A 19968-nucleotide genomic window follows, 5' to 3' on the forward strand; every position below is an offset into this window, starting at 1 on the left:
TAGCCCGAAGGTCGGGTACGCTCCTGGTGAGCGACCGCTTAGGAGGCACGTGGTGGGCACCGGATTCTTCACCTCCGTCGACGACGTGTCGGCCAAGCTGGCCGAAGCCGGCTACCTGGCGTCGACGGCCGTGGCGACCACCGTGTTCCTCGCCGACCGGCTCGGCAAGCCGCTGCTGGTCGAGGGGCCCGCCGGCGTCGGCAAGACCGAGCTCGCCAAGGCCGTCGCCCAGGTCAGCGGCTCACGGCTGGTGCGCCTGCAGTGCTACGAGGGCATCGACGAGGCCCGCGCGCTGTACGAGTGGAACCACGCGAAGCAGCTGCTGCGGATCACCGCCGGCCGCGACGAGACGTGGGAGCAGGCCCGCACCGACATCTTCGGCGAGGAGTTCCTGCTGCGCCGCCCGCTGCTGACGGCGATCTCGTCGGACGAGCCGACCGTGCTGCTGATCGATGAGACCGACAAGGCCGACATGGAGGTCGAGGGCCTGCTGCTGGAGGTGCTCGGCGACTTCCAGGTGACCGTGCCGGAGCTGGGCACGATCACCGCGACTCGCGCGCCGTTCGCCGTGCTGACCTCCAACGCGACGCGCGAGCTGTCCGAGGCGCTGCGCCGCCGGTGCCTGTTCCTGCACATCGACTTCCCGGACGAGGACCTCGAGCGCGACATCGTCCGGCTCAAGGTCCCGGGCATCGACGCCGCGCTCGCCGATTCCGTCGTCCGGGTGATCGCCGCCCTGCGCGCGATGGACCTCCGCAAGCTGCCTTCGGTCGCCGAGACCATCGACTGGGCGCGCACGCTCCTCGCGCTCGGCGCCTCGACCCTGGACGACCAGGTCGTGCGGGAGAGCCTCGGCGTCGTCCTCAAGCACCAGGACGACATCGCCAAGGCCGGCGCCGGCCTGAAGCTCGAACAGGTCCTGGACGCGTCGTGACCGGCGGCGTGCCGGAGCGGCTCGCGTCGTTCGTGCGGGCCCTGCGGGCGCAGGGCATCCCGGCCGGCCCCGCCGAGACCGTCGACGCCGCCGCCGCGCTGGAAGTCCTCGGCATGGACGACCGCTCGCTCGTCCGGGAGGGGCTGGCCGCGGCACTGGTCCGCCGCGGCGGGCAGCGCGCGGTCTTCGACGCCGCCTTCGACCTGTACTTCCCGGCCGGCATCGGCACGCCCGAGCGGGCCCGCGAGGACCAGCCCTCGACGCTGGAGGAGCTGCGCGCGGAACTCGCGACGGCGCTGGCCGACGGTGACCAGCAGGCGCTGGCCCAGCTCGCCGGGCTCGCGGTGGACATGCTGGGCCAGTACGGCTCGGCGTCCGGACCCGGCGGTGGCTTTTCGGCCCACCAGACGCTGGAGCGGCTCCAGCCGCAGACGCTCATCGCGCGGGTGCTGGCCGCGGTGCGCGGCGGCGGCGCGCGGGGGGAGTTCACCGACCGGCTCGACCGCGACGAGATCCGCCGCCGCGTCGAAGGCTTCCGCGGCCAGGTCCGCACCGAGGCGCGCCGGCGCGCCGCCGAGGTCCGCGGCCGCGAGCGCGTCGCCAAGCACGCCATCGCACCCGCGCCCGACCGTGTCGACTTCCTGATCGCCAGCCGCAACCAGCTCGCCGAGCTGCGGCGCACGATCCAGCCGCTGTCCCGCAAGCTCGCGACGCGCCTCGCCGCCCGCCGCAAGCGGACCACGCGCGGGCAGATCGACCTGCGTCGCACGCTGCGCAGGTCGCTCTCGACCGGCGGGGTCCCGCTGCGCCCGGCCTACCGCCACCGGCGGCCCGGCCGGCCGGAGATCGTGCTGCTGTGCGACCTCTCGGGCTCGGTGGCCGGCTTCGCGAACTTCACGATGCTGCTGGTGCAGGCGCTGCGCGACCAGTTCAGCAAGATCCGCGTGTTCGCGTTCGTCGACAGCGCGGACGAGGTCACCCACCTGGTCACCACCGGCGTCGCCGACCCCGAGCACCTGGGCGCGCGCATGCTGTCCGAAGCGGCGCTGGTGCGCTGGGACGGCCACAGCGACTACGGCGGCTCCCTGCGCCAGTTCACCGCGAACTGGCTGGACGCGGTCGGCCCGCGCACGTCGGTGCTGATCCTCGGCGACGCCCGCACCAACGGCGGCGATCCCAACCTCGACGCCGTCCGCGAGATCAAGGCCCGCGCCCGGCACGTCTACTGGCTGAACCCCGAGCGGCGGTCCCTGTGGTCGACCGGCGACTCGGCGGCGCTGGAGTACGCCGAGGTCGTCGAGATGCACGAGTGCCGCACGGTGCACCAGCTCAGCACGCTGGTCACCCGCCTGCTGCCGGTGTGAGCCAGGCGTCGATGTCTTCGAGGGCCTTTCGCTTCGTCGCTTCGGGTGCGAAGGACGCCGTGACGCTCGCCCGCGCGAAGCCGGCCATCGCGGTGTCGTCGTAACCGAAGGCGTCGCGGACGCGCGCGTACTCCGCGGCGAGGTTCGCGCCGGTGACCGACGGGACGTCGGTGTTGAGCGTGACCGTCAGCCCGGCCTCGACGAGCCGGGGGAGCGGGTGCTCGCGCAGCGACGGGACCAGCCCGAGCGTCACGTTCGACGACGGGCAGACCTCCAAGGCCAGGCCTCGTTCACGGACTTCCGCGACGAGCGACGGGTCGTCGAGGACGCGGATGCCGTGGCCGAGCCGCTCGGTGCGGCCGACGTCGAGGGCTTCGCGGATGCTGTCCGGGCCGGCGTCCTCGCCGGTGTGGTGCAACAGGCGGAGGCCGGCCGCGCGGGCCTTTTCGAAGACCGTCGCGAAGGGACGGAGGGAGTGGTTTTCCTCGCCCGCCATGCCGATCGCGAACACTTCGCCGTACTTCAGCGCCAGGTCGAGGGTGCGCTCGGCGCGGTCGACCGGACGGCGTCGCGAATGGTCCAGCAGCAGCCGCCAGCCGAGGCCGGCCGTGCTCTCGTTCAGTCCTTTGAGGACGGATTCGAGCGGCATCGCGAGATCGCCGAGGCGTTCGCCGTGCGAGGCCGCGGTGAACGTGATCTCGGCGTAGCGCGTGCCCTGGGCGACTTCGTCTTCGCAGTATTCGCGAGCGATCCGTTCGAAGTCTTCGGGCCGCCGGAGACACGAACGGATGAGCGCGTTGTAGTCGGCGAAGGCGCGGAAGCCGTCGAACACCGGCGCCTCGGCGGGGACGCCGACGCCGTTGGCTTCGCCCAGCTCGCGCAGGGTGTCCGGCCGGATCGTGCTCTCCAGGTGGACGTGCAGGTGGGCCTTCGGCAGGGCCGCCAGGTCGCGCATGATCGCGAGCCTAGAGGCGCGTGGTGGCGGCCCGCGCGGCATTTTCCGGAGCCGGTCACGGGCCGGTCACTCTCCGCGCCCGGGGTTTGGCCGCCGTCACACGGGGAACCTCCGGGTGGTTCGTCCGCGTTGTCAGGATGACCGGAACCGATGAGGGAGGGCCACCGTGCCTCTGATGAAGAAGCTGACCATGCTGGCCGGCGCTGCCGGCGCGGCCCGGGCGTACGCCAAGAAGAACCCCGAAAAGGTGAACCAGGTCGTCGGCAAGGCCGCGAAGTTCGTCGATGACAAGACCAAGGGCAAGTACCACCAGCAGATCGCCGGCGCGGTCCGCAAGGTCAGCTCGGTGACGGGGCCGGACGGCCGCCCGGGACCGGCCGCCCGGTAGGTCATTCCGCCGTCAGGACCTCGAGGACGCCTTCGCCGTACTTGGCGAGCTTGTTCTCGCCGACGCCGCTGACCGTGCCCAGCGCGGCCAGGGACGTCGGCCGTTGCGTGGCGATCTGACGCAGGGTCGCGTCGTGGAAGACGACGTACGCGGGCACGCCCTGCTCCTTCGCCACGCCGGCCCGCCAGGCGCGCAGGCGTTCGAACAGCGGGGCCGCCTCCGCCGGCATGTCCGCCGCGGGGGCGGTTTTCCGCGCGCTGCGGACCCGGGCGGCCGCGGCTCGCTCGGGCTCGCGGCGCAGCAGCACTTCGCGGCCACCGCCCAGCACCTCGGCACTGGCTTCGGTGAGCACCAGCGAGCCGTAGTCGCCTTCGACGGCCAGCAGGCCCTGGGCCAGCAGCTGCCGGACCACCGCGCGCCACTCCGGCTCGCGCAGCTCGGTGCCGATGCCGAACGTCTTGAGCGTGTCGTGCTGGAACTGCTTGACCTTCGGCGTCTCCTTGCCGAGCAGGATGTCGATCGCCTGCCCGGCGCCGAACTTCTGCCGCCGTTCGTTGCGCAGCCGCACGATCGTCGACAGCAGCTTCTGCGCCGGGATCGTGCCGTCCCACTTCTCCGGCGGGTTCAGGCACGTGTCGCAGTTGCCGCAGGGCTCGGCCTGCTGCCCGAAGTAGTTGAGGATCTGCACGCGCCGGCATTCGACCGTCTCGCACAGCGCGAGCATCGCGTTCAGGTGCGCCCCGAGCCGGCGGCGGTGCGCGTCGTCACCGTCGGAATTGTCGATCATCTTGCGCTGCTGCACGACGTCCTGCAGCCCGTACGCGAGCCACGCGGTCGACGGCAGCCCGTCCCGGCCCGCGCGCCCGGTTTCCTGGTAGTAGCCCTCGACCGACTTGGGCAGGTCCAGGTGCGCGACGAACCGGACGTCCGGTTTGTCGATGCCCATGCCGAACGCGATCGTCGCGACCACGATCAGCCCGTCTTCACGCAGGAAGCGGGCTTGGTGCTCGGCGCGGACGCGCTTGTCGAGCCCCGCGTGGTACGGCACCGCCGGAATCCCGTTCTCCACCAGGAAGGCGGCCGTCGCGTCCACCGACTTCTTCGACAGGCAGTAGACGATCCCGGCGTCGCCCTGGTGCTCGGTGCGCAGCAGCTCCAGCAGCTGCCGCTGCGGGGAGTTCTTGCCGACGATCCGGTACTGGATGTTCGGCCGGTCGAAGCTCGCGACGAAGTGGCGGGCCTCGTCGAGCTTCAGCCGGGCCGAGATCTCCTGGTGCGTCGCCTCGGTCGCCGTCGCGGTCAGCGCGATGCGCGGCACCTCCGGCCAGCGCTCGTGCAGCGACGACAGCGCCAGGTACTCCGGCCGGAAGTCGTGGCCCCACTGGGAGACGCAGTGCGCTTCGTCGATCGCGAACACCGAGATCTTCCCGCGGTCGAACAGCCGCGCGGTGGACTCCATCGACAGCCGTTCCGGGGCCAGGTAAAGCAGGTCGAGCTCGCCGGAGAGGAACGCCGATTCGACCTCCTGCCGCGCCGCGTAGTCCTGGGTGGAGTTGAGGAAGCCGGCGCGCACGCCCGCGTTGCGCAACGCGTCCACCTGGTCCTGCATCAACGCGATCAGCGGCGAGACCACCACGCCGACCCCCGGGCGCACCAGCGCGGGAATCTGGTAGCACAACGACTTCCCGCCGCCGGTGGGCATCAGCACGAGCGCGTCGCCACCGGCGATCACGTGCTCGACGATCGCCGCCTGGTCGCCGCGGAAGCTGTCGTAGCCGAACACGCGCCGGAGGGTCTCCAGCGCGTCGGACACGGTTTCGATCTCGGGTGCTGCCACGCGGCCGAGTCTAGAGCCGGGGTCCGACAGTTCCGGCCCGGCCCGCCGCGCAGTGGCAGACTGGACGCGTGGAGTACTGGCCCGTTCCCGATCTCGCCGCGCATTTCGCCGGTGCCTGGCAGTTCGACCGGGAAATCCGCACCGCCGACGGCGATCCGGCGGGCGATGTCACCGGCACCGCCACCTTCACCGAAGAGAGCGGCGTCCTCGTCTACCGCGAAGCCGGCGAACTGCGGCTCGGCGGGTACACCGGACCCGTGACGCGCGAGCTGCACTACCGGCCCACCGCGCCCGGCCGCGCCGACGTGCACTTCGACCACGGCGGGTTCTTCCACGCCGTCGACCTGCGCGCCGGGCACTGGGACGCGGACCACCCCTGCCGCGACGACTTCTACCGCGGGAGCTACCGCGTGCTCGACGCGCGCCGCTGGCGGCAGGAGTGGGCGGTCCGCGGCCCGGCGAAGGACCACGTGATCGTCACCCGGTTCAGCCGGCCGCCGGGCTGAGCAGGTCGGCCAGGTCGATCCGGCGCAGGAACTCGCTCCGGATGCGGTCGCCCACCTCGGCGACCAGCCGGCCGCCGTCGTCGGCCGGGTCGATGTGCACCCGGAACGGCCGTTTCCCCTTGGGCAGGTCGACCACGCGCGCCAGCTCTTCGGCGACGACGGCGACGTCCGCGTCCGCCGGGGTGATCTCGGCCAGCTTCGCCGCGACGTGGTCGGTCAGGCCCGCGTACCGCTCTTCGTAGGCGGCCGCGACAGCCGTGTCGGCCGGGTGCCCGGAGTTCGGGAAGTGGTTGGTGCCCGCGGTGAACGCGCCCGGCACGACGATCGTGGTGTCGATGCCGAAGCGCGCCACCTCGGCGGCGTAGGAAACCGCGAGGCTGTCCATCGCGGCCTTCGCCGCGAAGTACGGCGCCAGGTACGGCGGGGTGCCGCCGCGGACGCTGCTGCTCGACACCCACACCAGCAGCCCGTCGCCCTGCGCGCGCAGGTGGGGGAGGGCCGCGCGGTTGACGCGCTGGGTGCCGATCGCGTTGGTGTCGTAGAGCTGCGCGAGCTGCTCCGGCGTGAACGCCTCGGCCGGGCCGAGCACCATGTGCCCGGCGTTGTGCACGACGACGTCCAGCCGGCCCTGCTCGGCCACGATCCGCTCGATGGCCGCGTCCGCGGAGTCCTGGCCGGCCACGTCGAGTTCGACGCTCCGCAGGTCGACGCCGTGTTCACGGGCGTACGCGGCGGCGGCTTCGACCTGGGGCGCGTTGCGGCCGGTGGTGGCGCGCATGCCCGCGTAGACGGTGTGCCCGGCGCGGGCCAGCGCCCGGGCGGAGAGGGCGCCGATCCCGCTGGAGGCGCCGGTGACGACGATGATCACGGCTGTCCCCTCTCAGACGATTCCGCCGTTGGCGCGCAGCACCTGGCCGTTGACCCAGCGGGCCGGACCGGCGAGGAACGCGACGACCTCGGCGATGTCCTCGGGCTTGCCGAGCCGTTCGAGCGGCGGCTGCTTGGCCATCCGGTCGATGGTCTCCTCGTCCTTGCCGTCGAGGAACAGCGCGGTCGCCGTCGGGCCGGGCGCGACCGTGTTGACGGTGATGTCGCGGCCGCGCAGCTCGCGCGCCAGGATCATGGTGATCGCCTCGACCGCGCCCTTGGTCGCGTTGTAGATGCCGTAGCCGGGCAGGTTCAGGCCGAGCACCGAGGTCGACGTCGTGATGACCGCGCCGCCCTCGCGCACCCGCCGCGCGGCCTGCTGGGCCACCGCGAACGTGCCGCGGATGTTGGTGCGGTGCACCCGGTCGAGGACCTCGAAGTCGGTGTCGGCGATCGGGGTCGGCGCGTTCATCACGCCGGCCAGGTGGGCGACGACGTCCACGCCGCCGAACGTGGTCTCCGCGGTGTCGAACAGCTCCGCGACCGCGGCCGGGTCGGCCACGTCGGCGCGCACGGCGATCGCCCGGCCACCCCGTTCGGTGATGGTGTCGACCGCGGCCTGCGCCTCCTTCTCGTTGCCGGCGTAGTTGACGACGACGGCCATGCCGTCGGCGGCCAGGCGCTCGGCGACCTGGCGGCCGATGCCGCGGGAGCCGCCGGTGACGATCGCGACCCGGGTTTCGGTGGTGCTCATCGCTGCCTTCTTCCTGCTTGGTAACACTGCTTCCGTCTTGCTGTTATCGACGATAGCACTTCGATGGTAACATCGCTAGTCTTCGGTTGTTATCGTCGTTACACCGCTGTGGGCGGCTCGGCATCCGGCGGTATCCGCGCCGCCGGTCGGCCGAATCGCGGATAAACGCGGTTTTCGGCGCTCCGGATACGGGCACACCGGTCGCATCGGGGGCGACATCCGTGAAGGAGTTTGCGCAATGCCCACATGGCTGATCATCGTGATCGTCGTCGTGGCCGTCGCGGTGCTCGGCGCCGTGATTTGGCTTGTGACGCAGGAGATGCAGCGGAAACGCCTGCAGCAGCGGTTCGGCCCGGAGTACGAACGGGTCGTCAAGGAGAGCGACAATCCCCGTGCGGCGCAACGGGAACTCGCCGAGCGCGAACGCCGGCACAAGGAGCTCGACATCCGGCCGCTGTCGGCCTCGGCGCGCGAGCGCTACGCCCGGGAATGGGCGCAGGTGCAGGAGAAGTTCGTCGACCAGCCGGCCGAAGCGGTCAGCGAAGCCGACCGGCTCCTCGTGGCGCTGATGGGCGAGCGCGGGTACCCGACCGAGGGCTACGAGCAGCAGGTGACCGACCTTTCCGTGCGGCACGCCAAGACGCTGGAGCACTACCGCGCCGCCCACACCACGCAGCAGAAGCGGGACGGAGCGTCCACTGAGGACCTGCGCGACGCGATGGTCCGCTACCGGACGGTCTTCGAGGACCTGCTGACCGACGGTGCCGACGACGAGCACCACGACCGCGACCGCGATCGTGACCACGACCGCGAGCACGACCACCACGACCGCCGGAACGGTCACGACCACGACGGCGCCGACCGTCGCGACACCGCCAAGGAAGAACACCAGGCGTCCGCGCAGCCGCGGACCGAGTGGAACGGAGGACGCTGACCATGACCGAGCACCTGACGCGGCACAGCACTGACCACGACGACGACTTCGCCCGTGACGACGTGCCCCGCGACGACGCCGCGGAAGTCCCCGACCAGGAGCGGACCGGCTTCCGCGAGCCGGGCACCGACGCGGACCGCGACGACGACGTGGACCGCGGCACCGGCCACGACCAGAACCTGAGCACCGCCGACCTGGCTTCGGCCTCGGCGGGTCCGGACACCGCCGGCTCCGCGCCGGACACGGACACCCGTCCCGCGGATTCGGGCGGTGACGTGGAGACGCCGCCGCTGATCGACGAGGACAAGGTCACCGGGTTCCGCGACCGCTGGCAGAACGTGCAGACCGGCTTCGTCGACGACCCGAAGCAGGCCGTGCAGCAGGCCGACGAGCTCGTCGCCGCCGTGATCAGCGCGCTGGCCACGACGTTCGCCGAGCACAAGGGCGAGCTGGAAGCCCAGTGGCAGCAGGGCGAACCGGCCACCGAGGAGCTGCGGATCGCGCTGCGGCGCTACCGCTCGTTCTTCGACCAGCTGCTCCCGCGCTAGACGCTCCCGCGGTGGCCGGGTCCGTTTGCCGGCGGGCATGATCGGGTAGCACGCCGGTGAACGGGTTCCGCAACGGGAGGCAGCCGAATGAACGTGGCCGATCTGCTCGTCGACGGCTTCGGCCGGGTCCGGGAGAACGTGCACGCGGCGGTGGCAGGGCTCACCGCCGAGCAGCTCCGGACCCGGCTCGACGACGAGGCCAACTCGATCGCCTGGCTGGTCTGGCACCTGACCCGGGTCCAGGACGACCACGTCTCGGACGTGGCCGGGACCGAGCAGGTGTGGACCGGCCAGGACTGGCTTTCGCGCTTCGGTCTCCCGTTCCCGGCGGGCGACACCGGCTACGGGCACCGCCCGGCCGACGTCGAGGCGGTCCGGGTCGACGATCCCGCCCTGCTCACCGGCTACTACGACGCGGTGCACGAGCAGACCGTCCGGTTCTTGGAGAACCTCGACGACAAGGCGCTCGACCGGATCGTCGACGAGGCCTGGGACCCGCCGGTGACCCTGGGCGTACGGCTGGTCAGCGTCCTCGACGACGACATCCAGCACGCCGGGCAGGCGATGTTCGTCCGCGGCGTGGTGGAACGCCGCTAGCTTTCGTAGCCGTCCCCGCGGTGGCCGTCCAGGCGCTGCGGGCCCGGCCCCTCGGCGCCGAGGCGGTCGCCCGGGTTGGCGAGCCGGCACTTGGCCAGCGACATGCACCCGCAGCCGATGCAGTCGGTGAGCTGGTCGCGCAGCTGTTCCATCTGGCGGATCCGCGCGGTGAGGTCCTCCTGCCAGCACTTCGAGATCCGCGCCCAGTCGGCCCGGGTGGGCGTGCGGTCGTCGGGCAGGAGCGCGAGCACCTCCCGGATCGCCGACAGCGGCATGCCGACCCGCTGCGACATCCGGATGAAGGTCACCCGCCGCAGCGCGTCGCGACAGTAGCGGCGCTGGTTGCCCGCGGTGCGGCGGCTGCGGATGAGACCTTCGTCCTCGTAGAACCGCAAGGCCGACGCGGGCACCCCGCTGCGCCGCGAGAGTTCGCCGACGCTCAGGTCGGGCAACGGCCGGGCTGTGGCGTTCACCATGCTTCCCAGCCAACCACAGGCGCGCGCTTGACTTCAAGCGAGCTTGAAGTCTGATCCTGGCCTGGACGGCAACAACGCCGCTGTGCCAAGGAGGAAGTGTGTCCGAAGCTCCCGTGCGGGTCGCGGTGATCGTGGGAAGTGTCCGGGAAGGACGGTTCGGCCCGGTGGTCGCGGACTGGCTGGCCGGTGTCGCCGGCGAGCACGGCGGGTTCGCGGTCGACGTGGTCGACCTGGCCGAGTCCGACCTGCCGATGGTGCTGCCCGCGTTCGGCGCGGCACCCCCGCCGGCGGTGGTCGCCGAGGTGGCGAAGGTGACGCCGCGGCTCGAGGCGGCCGACGCGTTCGTCGTGGTCACCCCGGAGTACAACCACAGCTACCCGGCCTCGCTGAAGAACGCGATCGACTGGCACCGGGGCGAATGGGCGGCGAAGCCGGTCGCGTTCGTGTCGTACGGCGGGATGTCGGGCGGCCTGCGCGCGGTCGAGCACCTGCGGGCGGTCTTCGCCGAGCTCCACGCGGTCACGATCCGCGAAACGGTCAGCTTCCACGGCGCCCACACGCGCTTCGGCCCGGACGGCACCCCGACGGACGACGCCGCACCGATCGCAGCGAAGACGATGCTCGACCAGCTCGGCTGGTGGGCGCGGTCGCTGACGGAGGCCAGGGCGGTCCGCCCGTACCCCGGAGCTTGACTTCACGTGCCCTTGAAGGCCGACGATGGCGGGCATGACGTCGGAGCTACTGGCTCGCCTCGACCTGGCGGACTCGCTGCCGGGAGCGGCCGACCTGCGCGAAGCGACGTATGAGCTGTTGCGCTGCGGTCCGGCCGACCGGGTACTGGACGTCGGCTGCGGCGGGGGACGAGCGGTCGCGGAGCTGCGCGCCCGCGGGCTGCGCGCGGTGGGGGTGGACAGCGACCCGCGGATGCTGGCCGCGGCCCGGGCGCGAAGTGGCGGTGGTCCGGTGGCGGCTGATGGCCCGGCGCCGGGTCTTCCGGCCTCCGTTCTCGCGGCCCGTGCGCGAAGTGCGGGTGGAGCGTCGGTTGCTTCGCCGGGTTTGTCGGCACCTGCCTCCGCGGCTCAGGCGCGAAGTGCGGGTGAGCTGCCGGGCTTGCCGGCACCTGCTTCCGCGGCCCGGGCGCGCGGGTCGTCTCCGCCGGCCGAGTTCGTCGAGGCCGATGTGCTCCGGCTGCCGTTCGCCGGCGGCGAGTTCCGCGGCTACCGCGCCGACAAGGTGCTGCACGAACTCGCCGACCCGGCCGGCCGTCCCGATCTTCGTCGCTTCGGCGACCGTGCGTCCACAGTAGACGGTGGTCAGGACGCCTGGCACGCCTGGTACGGCAGCAGGACGTCCGGCCCGGAGACGCCGAGCGTGCCGTCGACCGGGTACTGGCCTTCCGCCGCCAGCGCCGCGAACGCCGTGCAGACCAGCTGGTTGACCCCGACCGCGCCGACGGGCTTCAGCGGGAACGAGACGGTGATCGTCGCGGGCGAGCCGGGGACCAGCGCGATCGAGCCGGCCCGGCGCGGCAGGTCCGTCACGTACCCGTCGGACCGCTCGGCTTCGGTCGGTCCGTCCAGCAGCGTCGACAAGGCCGCTTCGGCACCCCTCCCGCTGACGATCGGGCGCGTCACCGGGGCGGCCCGTCCGTCGAGGACGAAGTAGAGCACCATCTCGGCGTCGCGCCCCGGGTTGCCGGGGTTGCGCAGCGTCGGCGCCGGCCCGGCCGAGACGACCCCGGTCGGCTTGACGCCGCACGCGCCCACCAACAGGACCACGGCCAGGACGAGGAGCTTCTTCACCGCACCTCCCCGGACCGGGCTTCGCGGGGCAGGCGCAGCTCGAACCGGGCGCCGTTGCCGGTGTCGGCCGCGACGATGTCGCCGCCGTGCAGCCGCGCGTTCTCGCGGGCGATGGACAACCCGAGCCCGCTGCCCTCGGACCGCGCCCGGGACGTGTCCGCCTTGGCGAAGCGGTCGAAGATCCGGGGGAGCACCTCGCCGGGGATGCCCGGGCCGTGGTCGGTGACGGTCAGCACGATGCCACCGGGGTCGGCCCGCAGCACCACCTCGACCGGCGGCGCGCCGTGCCGCACCGCGTTGCCGACGAGGTTCGCCACGACGATGTCCAGCCGCCGCCGGTCGAGCGCGGCCGTGATCCCCGCCGGCAGGTCGGCGACGACGCCGGAGTTTTCGGCTCCGGGTCCCCAGCCGCGCGCGGTGAGGCTGTCGGTGACCGCGGCGGCGACGTCCAGCTCCTCCCGGCGCAGCTCGGCCCGGCCGGCGTCGAACCGGGAGATCTCGATCAGGTCCTGCACGAGCCGCGTCAGCCGTTTCGTCTCCGCCGAGACCAGCCGCGCGGCCACCGCGGTGTCCGCCGGCAGCGTGTCCGCGTCCTCGTCGAGGACGTCGGTGACCGCGTTCATCGCCGCCAGCGGGGTCCGCAGCTCGTGCGAGACGTCCGCGACGAACCGCCGCGCGTCGGCCTCCATCGCGCGCAGCGTGCCGACCGTGCGCTCCAGCTCCGCGGCGGTGTGGTTGAACGTCGTGACCAGCTGCGCGAGCTCGTCGGAGCCCTTGACGTGCAGCCGCACGTCGAGCCGGCCGCGGCCGAGCTGGTCCGCCGCGGTGTTCAGCGCGCGCACCGGTCGCAGCACCTGCCGCGCGGCCAGCAGCGCGACCGCCACGGCGAACGGGAGCGCGAGCGCGGCCGTCTGCCACGCCGTCCGGGACAGTTCGTCGATCGCGGCCTGCTGCTGTCCCAGCGACACCCCGGAGTAGACCTCGAGCCCGCTCGTCCGGCCCGATCCGGTCTGCACCGGGATCCCGACGAAGAACATCGGATACCCCTGCGTGTCGACCCGCTGGAACTGGATGTTCGTGCTGTTCGCCACGGCCTCGCGCAGCGTCCCGGGCACGTCCTGTGGCGTCATGCCCGACGTCGAGTGCAGGTCGTGGTAGACGACCAGTGCCCCACTGGGCTTGAGCGCGGCCGCGAACGCGTCGAGCGTGGCCTGGGTCGGCGGCAGCGAGACGGTCGGCAGGTACGCGACGATCTGGTCGCGCAGCTTCAGCATCGTCTGGTCCTGGATGCCCTCGAGGATCGCGGTGCGCGCGGAGACGTAGCTCGCTCCGGCCGCGGCGGTGGCGCCGAGGATCATGATGACCGCGAAGGCGGCGACCAGCCGCGGCCGCAGCCCCGTGAGCCACGAGCGGACGCGCCCGATCACGACCGGCCGAACCGGTAGCCGAACCCCCGGACCGTCTGCACGTACTCCGGCTTCGCCGGCAAGTCTTCGATCTTCGCGCGCAGCCGCTGCACGCACGCGTCGACCAGCCGCGAGTCACCGAGGTAGTCGTGGTCCCAGACGGCGGAGAGGATCTGCTGGCGGCTGTACACCTGCCCGGGCGTGCGCGAGAGCTCCAGCAGCAGCTTCAGCTCGGTCGGGGTCAGCGACACGGCGGCACCGCGCTTGGTCACCTCGAGCCCGGCCCGGTCGATCACCAGGTCGCCGTGGCGTTCCTGGGGTTCCGGCGGTTCGCCCGGCCGCTCGGCGACGGCCCGCCGCAGCACGGCCCGGATCCGCGCGTCCAGCACCCGGGGTTCGACCGGCTTGGCGACGTAGTCGTCCGCGCCCGCTTCGAGCCCGGCCACGACGTCGAAGTCGTCGTTGCGCGCGGTGAGCATGATGATCGGGATCGGCCCGGACGCCCGCATCCGGCGGCAGGTCTCGAACCCGTCCATGCCGGGCAGCATCAGGTCGAGCACGACGATGTCGGGCCGGTGCCGCACGAGCACCTCGATCCCGAGCTCACCCGATTCGGCCGTGTGCACCACGTGTCCCTGCCGGCGCAGGGCCAGCTGCAGTCCTTCCCGCACCGCCGCGTCGTCCTCTACCACCAGTACCTCGGCCACGGCGCCATTATTCGGAAAAGCGCACGTCATGGCGACCCGGGCGGATCTTGTAGCAAAACCATGACATCGCGCTGACGGGATCTCGAAATGCCGTCACCAGACTCGGGGACATGGCAGTGACTATCTCCGAGACGCGACCCGCTCCCGCCCGCCACACGCTCGTGACCAGCGCGGTGTCCCGCACCGCCGTGCTCGCGGCGAGCGCGGCCGGGTTCGCCTTCGCCTTCGTCGCGGCCTACGTGCTCTTCGTCCGCACCGAGGCCGGCCGCAGCGTCGAGAACGGCGTCGTCCGCAGCGCCCAGTCCGCGGGGACCACAGTGGACTGGGCGGGCCCGCTGCGGCAGGCCGACCAGGTAGTCCTGCTCGGCGGCGTGGCGGTGCTGGTGGTGGTGATCGCCCTGGTGCGACGCCGGTTCGCCCTCGGGGTGACGGCGCTGCTCCTGCTCACCGCGCCGCTGGTGGTGGCGCAGCTGCTCAAGCTGTACGTCCTCGACCGGCCGAGCACGGGCGACCGCTTCGGCGTCGCCGCCCACAACAGCTTCCCGAGCGGGCACGTCAGCGCGGCGATGGCCGTGCTGGTGGCGCTCGCGATCGTCCTGCCGCGCCGCTACCGCCCGCAGGCCCTGGTGCTCGGCGGCGTCGGCGTCGCCTGGGTCTCGGCCGCGACGGTGGCGCTGGGCTGGCACCGGTTGAGCGACACCGTCGGCGGCTGCCTCCTGGTCGCCGCGGTCACCTGCGCCGGGGCGGCGGTGGTGTCCGCCCGCCGCCCCGACGGTGACCGGGTGCCGCCCCTGCCGGTGCTGTGCGGGCTGCTCGCACCGGTCGCCCTGGTGCTGGTGGGGTACCTGGTGCTCGGGACGGCGACGTCCGGCGCCGCCCAGTTCGTCGCCGCGATGGTGCTCGCCGCGCTGTCGGCGATGGCGGTGGTGGTGCTGCTGGTGGGGCCGCTGCGCCGGGTGGCGTTCGACCCGGCCGAGGCCCGGGTCCGGCGGCTCCTGCGCCGCTGACCCGGACCGGTTCGGCGCGTCACCGTGCTACCCTCGACCTCGCCTTCCGGGATCGTCAGCACATCGGGTGCCCGATTGCGGGACAACGGCACGAGCATCGTTGCACCTGCTCGGGTTCGAGCGATTCGTACCCGGGCCGATCCTAGTGATCATCAACGAAAGTAGCCGACAAGTAATAAGGTAAGCGGTGCCAATCCCCGTTCAAAGTCCGAGTTCCGGACCGCGGGGAGAAACCGCTGGTTGCGGGTCTGGTGCTTCCCCGGTCGTCCGTCATCGGCTGGGGGCTACCCCCGGCGGCTACAACCCGAGTGCCGTCCGCAAGGCCGTCACCGCGGCGGCCACCGCGCTCCCAGCTCCACCCGCGCTCGAAGCGAGGGTGATCAAGGTGTTGAGCCGGCGCAGCACCCCGGGCTTGTCCGGTTCCTTGGCCGCCAGCTCGGTGCTCACGCTCGCGGCGGTGTCCGCGGCCTGGTCCGCGACCTCGTCGGCGACCGTACCGCGCAGTCCGTTCACCTCCGCCATGAGCTTCTTCACCAGGTCCGCGATGTCGGCACCCTGGGTTCCCATGTTCACGTCGTGCACGGTGATCGTGGACTTGGACCCGACGACTCCCGCCGGGCCGTTGACCACGATTTCGTTCTTTTCTCGCACGAGATCTCCTTCGACTATCTGGTAGAAGTTCGCCGGGGGGCGAGTCAGCGCCTGGGACAGCACGGTCGCGGTGTCGGTCAGCTTGCGGGCCAGGCCCCGGCTCGAGACCTGCTTGCTCAGCACTTGCAGCATCCAGATCCGGTCGGCGTAATAGCCGTGCGCGGCATCGATGACTTCGGTCAGATATTCTTGCTGTCTCAGTCCATTCCGTTCCTTCCGCAGCAGCTTGCCGCACAGGGAATCGAGAAAATCCTCGATCCCGTGGCCGGTCGTCAACCGCCCGGACCGGCAGAATCCCAGTACCGTCTCCAAAGCCGCGAGTTCCGCGTGCAGGTGGGACACCTGAACGCGCAGGCGGCGGAGGAGCTCACGATCGGGGTCCGCCGTTTCGGCGATGGTCCAGCACGACACCGGTGTGTTGGCCACGATGGGCGACGTGTGCCAAAGCCGAGCCGGCGGCCGCTCGTCTTTCGAGCGCTGCTGCAACTCGAGGAACACGGCGGGCGTGCTGGCCGAGACCCACCAGCGCGGTGGTTTGAACCCTTCGGCCGTCCGACGGGTCGTGGCACTCAGCAGGTGGCTGGCCAGAGACGGACCGAAGTGCGCCAGAGGTTGCGCCGCCTCGGCGCCGCCCCGAATGCGCGCGGACACGCCGAGTGTCGCGCGGACGGCCGTGCTGACCGTCGGCAGGTTGAGGCCGCGGAAGTCGAGGTCGCAGAAGAACCCGATCTCGAACCTGCCGACGACACCGTCGCTGTAGAACCTCCGGAACAGGGGTTTGAGCCTCACCTTGAACGGAAGCTGCGGTTCCGACCTGATCAACTTCGACAGCACGATCCGGTTTCGCGCGTCGACGTAGTAGGACTCATTGAGCCACGGGGACGGGTTTCCCCGCATCCGCCGCCGAACCGGGCCGAGACCGCGGATGAAGTCGGTTCGGCAGTCGTCCTGTGAGCCGCGGGGGTGCACGCGGAGCGGCTGCGGCCACTTCGGCGAGTCGATCCGGTGGTCCGAGGTGGTCAGCAGCTCCCGGACGTCGACGACTGGGTGCTGGACCACCAGCAGCATCCGGCCCCCTCTCCCGATCACCTGGAGCGCCCTGGGGGAGTCGGCTGGAAGATCGCCACCGTTACAGCCGGCCGGGCGGCCGGCAGGCCAGTTTCGGCGGATTGGACCGCGACAACGCCGTTCGCGGTGCTTAGCGTCGGGGACGTGCATCCGAGGCTCGCCGAAGACCTGGACTCCCTGCCCGACCTGCTCGACGCCACGCGGAAAGCCGCCGGTGCGGCGCTCGCCGGTCTGGCCGAGCGGCCCGCCGCCGTTCCGTCCGGGGACGTCGATCGGGCGCCCCTGCCGCTCGAAGGTGCTGGAGCCCGGGGTGCGCTGACTGAGTTCTCGCGGCGCTGGGAAGGCGGCTTCGCCGGTAGCGCCGGGCCTCGCTACCTCGGGTTCGTCACCGGTGGCGCCACCCCGGCGGCACTCGCCGGGGACTGGCTCACCGCCACCTACGACCAGAACCCCGCGAGCAGCTTGGATTCCACGGCGGCGGACCTCGAGCGCGAGACCGTCGGCTGGCTGGCCGAGCTGTTCGGGCTCGGCGCGGACTTCTCCGGCGCCTTCGTCACCGGGGCCACCATGTCCACCGTCACCGGCCTTGCCATCGCCCGCGAGTGGCTCGGTGAACGCGCCGGGATTTCGGTGTCCGAAGACGGCGCCGCCGCGCTCGGCCCGGTCACCGTGCTGTCCGGCTCGGCGCACTCGAGCGTCCTAAAGGCGTTGTCGTTCCTCGGGATGGGCCGGTCGGCGCTGCGGAAGGTGCCGGTGCTGCCGGGCCGCGAAGCCGTCGACGTCGGCAAGCTGGCCGAGGTGCTCGAAACGCTCGACGGGCCGGTCGTCGTCGTCGCGAACGCGGGCACGGTGAACACCGTCGACTTCGACGACCTGCGCGCGATCGCCGCGCTCAAGCAGCGGTACGGCTTCTGGTTGCACGTCGACGCCGCGTTCGGCGGGTTCGCCGCCCTGTCGCCGGAACACGCGGCGCTGACCGCGGGCCTCGACCAGGCCGACTCGGTGGTCGTCGACCTGCACAAGTGGCTCAACGTGCCCTACGACTCCGCGGTCCAGTTCACCCGCCGCCGCGACCTGCAGCTGCGCGTGTTCAGCAACAACGCCGCCTACCTCGGCGAAATCGGCGAGACGCCCGACTTCCTGCACCTCACCCCGGAGAACTCCCGCCGGCTGCGCGCCCTCCCGGCCTGGTTCTCGCTCGTGGCCTACGGCCGGGACGGCCACCGCGAGATCGTCGAGCGCTGCGTCTCGCTCGCCCGGGACCTCGGCGCGCGGCTCGACGGCTCGCCGCACTGGCGGCTGCTCGCGCCCGTGCGGCTCAACGTCGTCTGTTTCGCCCCGGCCGTCGAACGGGACGTCGATGCCCTCGTCCTTGCCATCGCCGAGGACGGCACCACGTTCCTGACCCCGACGGTGTACGACGGCCGCCCGGCCCTGCGCGCCGCCTTCAGCAACTGGCGGACGACCGCGGCCGACGTCGGCCGCGTGTTCGCCGCGCTCGAGCGCGTGATCGCCGGCTAGCTGCGGTCCGACTTCGGCATCAGGTACTTCCACGGCGAGGCACCGGCGCCCAGCTCGCACGGCACGTGCACCAGCGCCGGCCGGCCCGCGGCGAACGCCTTGTCCAGCGCGCCGCGCAGGTCGTCCGGTGTGCGCGCGGTCAGGCCGAGCGCGCCGAACGTCTCGGCGAGCCGGGCGAAGTCCGGGTTGCCCAGCCGGCCGCCCAGCGCCCGGCCCTCGAACAGCCGCTCCTGGTCGAGGTGGACGTTGCCGTAGTAGCCGTTGTCGAACACGACCGCCACGACGTTCAGTCCATATTGGACGGCCGTGGCCAGCTCCTGCGCGGCGAACATGAACCCGCCGTCCCCGGCCACCGACACCACCGGCCGGCCGGGGAAGGCCGCCTGCACGCCGAGCGCCGTCGGGTAGCCGAAGCCGAGCGTGCCCTGGTGGCCGCACGTGACGAAGGTGCGCGGCGAGTAGACCTCGAACCCGAAGTAGGACGCGAAGCCGACCTGGCAGATCTCCTCGACGAAGAAGCCGTCGCGCGGCAGCACGTCCCGGATCGCCCGCAGGTACTCCAGTTCCGGTCCGACGTCGGCGAACCGCTCGGCCACGGCTGCCTTCAGCGCGGCGAACTCCGCGGTCCGGTCCGTCCTCTGTGGACCGACGGCCTCGGTGAGCGCGGCCGTGGCGTCGGCGGCGTCGGCCACGATCGCGACGTCCGCCTCGAGCCGGGTCGCCTGCCTCGGGTCGATGTCGAGCAGGACCGTCCTGAGGCCGGCGGGCTTGTCGGGCCAGCGGAACCAGGACAGCTCCATCCGCGAGCCGATACCGATCACGACGTCGGTCTCCGCCCACCGCTCGAAGCCGGAGACGCAGGTGAAGCCGAGCGGGTGGTCGTCGCCGACGATGCCCCGCCCGCCGCGGAACGGCACCACCGGCGCCTGCAGCCGTTCGGCCAGCGCCCGGACCTCGGCGGCCGCGTGCCGGGCGCCGCCGCCCACCATGATCATCGGGTGCTTCGCGCCGCTCAGCAGGTCCGCGGCTCGCTCCACGGCGACCGGGTCGACGACCGGGCGCGGGAGCGGCCGCGGGCCGGCGGGTTCGGCCGGGCCACGCAGGCCCAGCACGTCCCACGGCACCGCCAGCGAGACCGGCCTCGGCCGCCCGCCCGCGGCCTCGCGGAAGGCCGTCGCCACCGCGTCCGGGATCTCGGCCGGGTGCTCGACCAGCGCCGACCACTTGGTCATCGTCCGCAGGGTGGCGAGCTGGTCGGGCATTTCGTGCAGGTGCCCGAGCCCGCGGCCGAGGTACTCGCGGGGGATTTCGCTGGTCAGGCACACGACCGGGGCGCTCGCGCCGTGCGCCGAGAGCAGCGCCGCCGAGGAGTTGAGGACGCCGGGGCCGGGCACGACGGTGTAGACGCCGGTGCGCCCGGTCGCCTGCGCGTAGCCGAACGCCATGTAGGCCACGGTCTGCTCGTGCCGGGCGCCGATCACCCGGATGTCCTCGCCGGCGCGGGCCAGGCTGTCGAACAGGTCGTAGGTCTGCACGCCGGGCAGTCCGAAGACGGTGTCGACGCCGTGGGCCCGCAGGCCGTCGACGATCAGGTCGGCCGCGGTGGGGGCGGGCGGGGAACTCGGCATCGGCGCGGCCTCCTGGGC

20 protein-coding genes and 1 pseudogene are annotated in these 19968 nt (G+C 72.2%); 11 read left to right on the forward strand and 10 right to left on the reverse strand.

Features of this window, described 5'->3' with window-relative positions:
- Positions 1-52 precede the first annotated feature (52 nt).
- On the forward strand, positions 53-934 hold the full coding sequence (locus ACERZO_RS24255) for an AAA family ATPase (RefSeq protein ID WP_372667011.1): 882 nt from the start codon (positions 53-55) through the stop codon (positions 932-934).
- Positions 931-2298, forward strand: a complete 1368-nt coding sequence (locus ACERZO_RS24260; RefSeq protein WP_372667012.1) for a vWA domain-containing protein — start codon at positions 931-933, stop codon at positions 2296-2298. The genes ACERZO_RS24255 and ACERZO_RS24260 overlap by 4 nt, the downstream gene beginning before the upstream one ends.
- On the opposite strand, the gene add is transcribed toward ACERZO_RS24260, so the two are convergent.
- The gene (add, locus tag ACERZO_RS24265) at positions 2276-3253 is read right to left on the reverse strand and encodes an adenosine deaminase (protein WP_372667013.1); all 978 of its coding nucleotides are present in this window, start codon (positions 3251-3253) and stop codon (positions 2276-2278) included. The genes ACERZO_RS24260 and add overlap by 23 nt on opposite strands.
- A 175-nt stretch (positions 3254-3428) precedes the next feature.
- On the opposite strand from add, the gene ACERZO_RS24270 reads away from it, so the two are divergent.
- A complete protein-coding gene (locus ACERZO_RS24270; RefSeq protein ID WP_444843229.1) occupies positions 3429-3641 on the forward strand; it encodes an antitoxin in 213 nt (70 codons plus the stop codon).
- A gap of 1 nt (position 3642) precedes the next feature.
- On the opposite strand, the gene recQ is transcribed toward ACERZO_RS24270, so the two are convergent.
- Entirely contained in the window at positions 3643-5478 is a 1836-nt protein-coding gene (recQ, locus tag ACERZO_RS24275) for a DNA helicase RecQ (RefSeq protein ID WP_372667016.1), read from the reverse strand.
- Between the two features lie 68 nt (positions 5479-5546).
- Between recQ and ACERZO_RS24280 the strand changes: the two genes are divergently transcribed.
- Positions 5547-5984, forward strand: coding sequence for a DUF6314 family protein (locus tag ACERZO_RS24280; protein ID WP_372667017.1), 438 nt, complete (start codon positions 5547-5549; stop codon positions 5982-5984).
- Here ACERZO_RS24280 and ACERZO_RS24285 read toward each other — a convergent pair.
- Together ACERZO_RS24285 and ACERZO_RS24290 are read right to left on the reverse strand one after the other, a co-directional pair.
- Positions 5965-6852, reverse strand: a complete 888-nt coding sequence (locus ACERZO_RS24285) for an SDR family oxidoreductase (RefSeq protein WP_372667019.1) — start codon at positions 6850-6852, stop codon at positions 5965-5967. The two genes, ACERZO_RS24280 and ACERZO_RS24285, sit on opposite strands and share 20 nt — an antisense overlap.
- Before the next feature lie 12 nt (positions 6853-6864).
- Complete coding sequence (locus ACERZO_RS24290; RefSeq protein WP_372667020.1) at positions 6865-7605, reverse strand: SDR family oxidoreductase; 741 nt, start codon at positions 7603-7605, stop codon at positions 6865-6867.
- Between the two features lie 238 nt (positions 7606-7843).
- Between ACERZO_RS24290 and ACERZO_RS24295 the strand changes: the two genes are divergently transcribed.
- The 3 genes from ACERZO_RS24295 to ACERZO_RS24305 all read left to right on the forward strand — a co-directional run bounded on the left by ACERZO_RS24295 (position 7844) and on the right by ACERZO_RS24305 (position 9684).
- A complete protein-coding gene (locus tag ACERZO_RS24295; protein ID WP_372667021.1) occupies positions 7844-8539 on the forward strand; it encodes a hypothetical protein in 696 nt (231 codons plus the stop codon).
- A gap of 2 nt (positions 8540-8541) precedes the next feature.
- Positions 8542-9087 carry a hypothetical protein gene (locus ACERZO_RS24300; RefSeq protein ID WP_372667022.1) on the forward strand — a complete coding sequence of 182 codons (546 nt, stop codon included), beginning with the start codon at positions 8542-8544 and terminating at the stop codon, positions 9085-9087.
- Positions 9088-9174: 87 nt separating this feature from the next.
- A complete protein-coding gene (locus ACERZO_RS24305) occupies positions 9175-9684 on the forward strand; it encodes a mycothiol transferase (RefSeq protein ID WP_372667023.1) in 510 nt (169 codons plus the stop codon).
- Here the strand turns inward: ACERZO_RS24305 and soxR are convergent.
- Positions 9681-10160, reverse strand: a complete 480-nt coding sequence (gene soxR / locus ACERZO_RS24310) for a redox-sensitive transcriptional activator SoxR (RefSeq protein ID WP_372667024.1) — start codon at positions 10158-10160, stop codon at positions 9681-9683. The genes ACERZO_RS24305 and soxR overlap by 4 nt on opposite strands.
- Before the next feature lie 98 nt (positions 10161-10258).
- Here soxR and ACERZO_RS24315 point away from each other — a divergent pair, with 98 nt between their 5' ends.
- Entirely contained in the window at positions 10259-10852 is a 594-nt protein-coding gene (locus tag ACERZO_RS24315) for an NADPH-dependent FMN reductase (protein ID WP_372667026.1), read from the forward strand.
- Between the two features lie 34 nt (positions 10853-10886).
- Positions 10887-11111, forward strand: a pseudogene (locus ACERZO_RS24320) (class I SAM-dependent methyltransferase); the annotation flags it as partial.
- A 362-nt stretch (positions 11112-11473) separates the two neighbouring features.
- Here ACERZO_RS24320 and ACERZO_RS24325 read toward each other — a convergent pair.
- From ACERZO_RS24325 to ACERZO_RS24335, 3 genes are all read right to left on the reverse strand, one after another.
- Entirely contained in the window at positions 11474-11962 is a 489-nt protein-coding gene (locus tag ACERZO_RS24325; RefSeq protein ID WP_372667028.1) for a hypothetical protein, read from the reverse strand.
- Positions 11959-13320 (reverse strand): ATP-binding protein, encoded by a 1362-nt coding sequence (locus ACERZO_RS24330; RefSeq protein ID WP_372667224.1) that lies wholly within the window; start codon positions 13318-13320, stop codon positions 11959-11961. Before ACERZO_RS24330 ends, ACERZO_RS24325 begins: the two co-directional genes overlap by 4 nt.
- A gap of 65 nt (positions 13321-13385) precedes the next feature.
- Complete coding sequence (locus ACERZO_RS24335) at positions 13386-14075, reverse strand: response regulator (protein ID WP_372667029.1); 690 nt, start codon at positions 14073-14075, stop codon at positions 13386-13388.
- Between the two features lie 110 nt (positions 14076-14185).
- Between ACERZO_RS24335 and ACERZO_RS24340 the strand changes: the two genes are divergently transcribed.
- Positions 14186-15082 carry a phosphatase PAP2 family protein gene (locus ACERZO_RS24340; protein ID WP_372667031.1) on the forward strand — a complete coding sequence of 299 codons (897 nt, stop codon included), beginning with the start codon at positions 14186-14188 and terminating at the stop codon, positions 15080-15082.
- 297 nt (positions 15083-15379) lie between these two features.
- Here the strand turns inward: ACERZO_RS24340 and ACERZO_RS24345 are convergent, their stop codons facing one another.
- Positions 15380-16951: a hypothetical protein gene (locus tag ACERZO_RS24345; RefSeq protein ID WP_372667032.1), complete on the reverse strand. Its 1572-nt coding sequence runs from the start codon at positions 16949-16951 to the stop codon at positions 15380-15382.
- On the opposite strand from ACERZO_RS24345, the gene ACERZO_RS24350 reads away from it, so the two are divergent.
- A complete protein-coding gene (locus tag ACERZO_RS24350) occupies positions 16946-18322 on the forward strand; it encodes a pyridoxal phosphate-dependent decarboxylase family protein (protein ID WP_372667033.1) in 1377 nt (458 codons plus the stop codon). The two genes, ACERZO_RS24345 and ACERZO_RS24350, sit on opposite strands and share 6 nt — an antisense overlap.
- Here ACERZO_RS24350 and ACERZO_RS24355 read toward each other — a convergent pair.
- Entirely contained in the window at positions 18319-19950 is a 1632-nt protein-coding gene (locus ACERZO_RS24355) for a thiamine pyrophosphate-dependent enzyme (RefSeq protein WP_372667034.1), read from the reverse strand. The two genes, ACERZO_RS24350 and ACERZO_RS24355, sit on opposite strands and share 4 nt — an antisense overlap.
- Between the last annotated feature and the right edge of the window lie 18 nt (positions 19951-19968).

Source organism: Amycolatopsis kentuckyensis, assembly GCF_041679295.1.
In the GTDB taxonomy this organism is placed as follows: domain Bacteria; phylum Actinomycetota; class Actinomycetes; order Mycobacteriales; family Pseudonocardiaceae; genus Amycolatopsis; species Amycolatopsis kentuckyensis_A.

Excerpts from the sequence above, each read along its gene's own strand:
- ACERZO_RS24355 (WP_372667034.1), bottom strand. The coding sequence starts at position 19,950 with ATGCCGAGTTCCCCGCCCGCCCCCACCGCGGCCGACCTGATCGTCGAC.
- ACERZO_RS24295 (WP_372667021.1), top strand. The coding sequence starts at position 7,844 with ATGCCCACATGGCTGATCATCGTGATCGTCGTCGTGGCCGTCGCGGTG.
- ACERZO_RS24270 (WP_444843229.1), top strand. The coding sequence starts at position 3,429 with ATGAAGAAGCTGACCATGCTGGCCGGCGCTGCCGGCGCGGCCCGGGCG.
- soxR (WP_372667024.1), bottom strand. The coding sequence starts at position 10,160 with ATGGTGAACGCCACAGCCCGGCCGTTGCCCGACCTGAGCGTCGGCGAA.
- ACERZO_RS24300 (WP_372667022.1), top strand. The coding sequence starts at position 8,542 with ATGACCGAGCACCTGACGCGGCACAGCACTGACCACGACGACGACTTC.
- ACERZO_RS24330 (WP_372667224.1), bottom strand. The coding sequence starts at position 13,320 with ATGATCCTCGGCGCCACCGCCGCGGCCGGAGCGAGCTACGTCTCCGCG.
- ACERZO_RS24340 (WP_372667031.1), top strand. The coding sequence starts at position 14,186 with ATGGCAGTGACTATCTCCGAGACGCGACCCGCTCCCGCCCGCCACACG.
- ACERZO_RS24345 (WP_372667032.1), bottom strand. The coding sequence starts at position 16,951 with ATGCACGTCCCCGACGCTAAGCACCGCGAACGGCGTTGTCGCGGTCCA.
- ACERZO_RS24305 (WP_372667023.1), top strand. The coding sequence starts at position 9,175 with ATGAACGTGGCCGATCTGCTCGTCGACGGCTTCGGCCGGGTCCGGGAG.
- ACERZO_RS24290 (WP_372667020.1), bottom strand. The coding sequence starts at position 7,605 with ATGAGCACCACCGAAACCCGGGTCGCGATCGTCACCGGCGGCTCCCGC.
- add (WP_372667013.1), bottom strand. The coding sequence starts at position 3,253 with ATGCGCGACCTGGCGGCCCTGCCGAAGGCCCACCTGCACGTCCACCTG.